General features: G+C 69.9%; 1 protein-coding gene and 1 pseudogene. One reads left to right on the top strand and one right to left on the bottom strand.

Annotated features, from left to right (window positions below):
• Positions 1-739 precede the first annotated feature (739 nt).
• Positions 740-1,027, bottom strand: a complete 288-nt coding sequence (locus tag E1193_RS31215) for a hypothetical protein (protein WP_243707984.1) — start codon at positions 1,025-1,027, stop codon at positions 740-742.
• 429 nt (positions 1,028-1,456) lie between these two features.
• Here E1193_RS31215 and E1193_RS31220 point away from each other — a divergent pair.
• Positions 1,457-1,891: pseudogene (locus tag E1193_RS31220) on the top strand (DALR anticodon-binding domain-containing protein); the annotation flags it as partial.
• Between the last annotated feature and the right edge of the window lie 176 nt (positions 1,892-2,067).

The following is a 2,067-nucleotide window of genomic DNA, read 5'->3' on the forward strand; positions in this document are numbered from 1 at the left end:
ACCCAAAAGGCAGACCCAGCCAGCACGGGGTATCAAACAATTTGGCACTGGCTTATCAAGCACCCTGTTGAGTTCTCAAAGAACAACCACACACCACCAGAAAGCCCCACACCGTGGAACCCCCAGCAGGGCCTATCCCCACACACCCGACACAACCGCGCCGAGCACTTTTACCACTTTACCTCCTCGCCTTCCCCGTGTCAACCGGTGTGTCCCGGTCTGTCGCGGTTCGTGCGGGTTGGTGCCGCTGAACGTGCGCAGCGGTAACCGCAACGCTCGATCATCGGATTTGGCAGGCCGGCCGCTGCGGTCTCCCGCAGGCTCGCCCGGTGCCCTGCCGGTCGTCAACCTTACCCGGCCGGCTCCGCTCCGCCAAATCCGCCCTGCGGCGTTTTCAGTCGAGCCCCGCCCGGCCCGCGTCGGTCAGGAACCAGCCCTGCTCCGACCCGGCACCAGCAAGTTCGGCACTTCGGGCCTCTCGTCCCGTTTGCCCCGCTCCTGCTGGCAGAGAGAAAGTTACGCGTCCGTGGGTTTGGTCGTCAAATCCGCAGGTAAGCGCGCCGCGTCACTCGCGGCGGGCCGTCCGCGGAGGCCGGTCTGCCACCCCCTGTACGTCCCGCGTTCGCCGCCGGCCGCTGTTTCGAGCAGGAAGCGGTGTCCCAAGGGCGGAAACGTCGATCCCCTGTGCACCGCCGCCTTCGCCGTCGGCCGCTGCCACGGGTGCTGCTCGGCCAGGAGGTCAGGTTGCGGGCCCGCCACGGCGGACCGCACGCCAGCCGCGCACTCCCAGCACGCCGACGGTGGTGCCGATGGCGAGCGATGCCGTGATGAGCAGGGCGTGCACCCAGAGGAAGCCGGTCGGCGCACCGTCCCCGACGGTACCGGTGGACCAGGCACGCGGATCGTTCCAGATGGCGACCGCGAACCTCGGCCAGATCACCCAGGTCCACCCGGCGACAGCGATGAGGAAGATCGACCAGCCGCGGGACAACACCATGGTCAGCGAGTATGCCAGCGGAGCCGGCACCGGAGTACCGGAAGCGGGTCGGCGACGCCGGGGGTACCGACGAAGCTGACCCGGCCGGGGGTGCCGGGCCCCTCGTTGTACCCACTCCGGGCCGCGGTCGCCGCCGGCGCGGTGTCGAGCTACCCGCCCCGCCCAGGGGAACTCCGCGTCCCGCCCCGGTCGGTCCGCTACGCTGCCTCCCCATGACCAGCGCGCCCGCTCGGAGCACCGGCACGTCGTACGACGTCCAGGTCGGTGCGGAGCGACGCCGGCGATCCGTCGCCCGCCCGCGCTGACCTGTTCCCCTGCGACCGGCGGATCGAGCCGCCGGTGGTCACCGATCGTCCTCGATCTGCCCGCACCTCTCCCTGTTCGGAGACCCGCGTGACGGCGCGGGCCGAGCGAGATCGGCGTACCCATGGATCTGGAAAGGCTGCTCACCGACCGGCTTACGCCGACCTGTCCGCCGACCGGGCCAAGGACCACGTCCTGGACTGGGAGCGGATGCTGGCCCTGGTCGGCGACACCGCGCCCTACCTCCAGTACGCGTACTCGCGGATCCGGTCGGTGTTCCGGCGGGCCGGCACGGCCGCGCGGCCCGATGCGCCGGTCCTCCTCACCGAGCCGGCCGAACGGGCGCTGGCGATCGAGCTGCTCGGGTTCGCCGCGGTGGTCGCGGAGGTCGAGTGGAGCCTGGAGTTCCATCGCCTCGCCGGGTACCTGCACCGGCTGGCCACCACCTTCAGCGCGTTCTACGAGCGCTGTCCCGTGCTGCGCGCTCCGGACGAGCTGCGGGAGAGCCGACTGCTGCTGGCCGAGCTGACCGCTCGGACGTTGCGTCACGGGCTCCACCTGCTGGGCATCCGGACGGTGCGGCGGATGTGAGCCGACCGCGCGCCACCTCCCCCACCATGTAGACATGACAACCGTTATCGTTAGCGAAATTCTCTCTCGGACGAAAGCAACGGTTGTGACACGACTGCGTTTGACCTTGGTTTGCTTCCTCGCCGCTGGTGCCGCGCTGACCAGCTGCGGTTCCCCCGCGCCCGCGCAGCCCGTTC

The organism is Micromonospora sp. KC606 (assembly GCF_004348675.1).
Lineage (GTDB): Bacteria > Actinomycetota > Actinomycetes > Mycobacteriales > Micromonosporaceae > Micromonospora.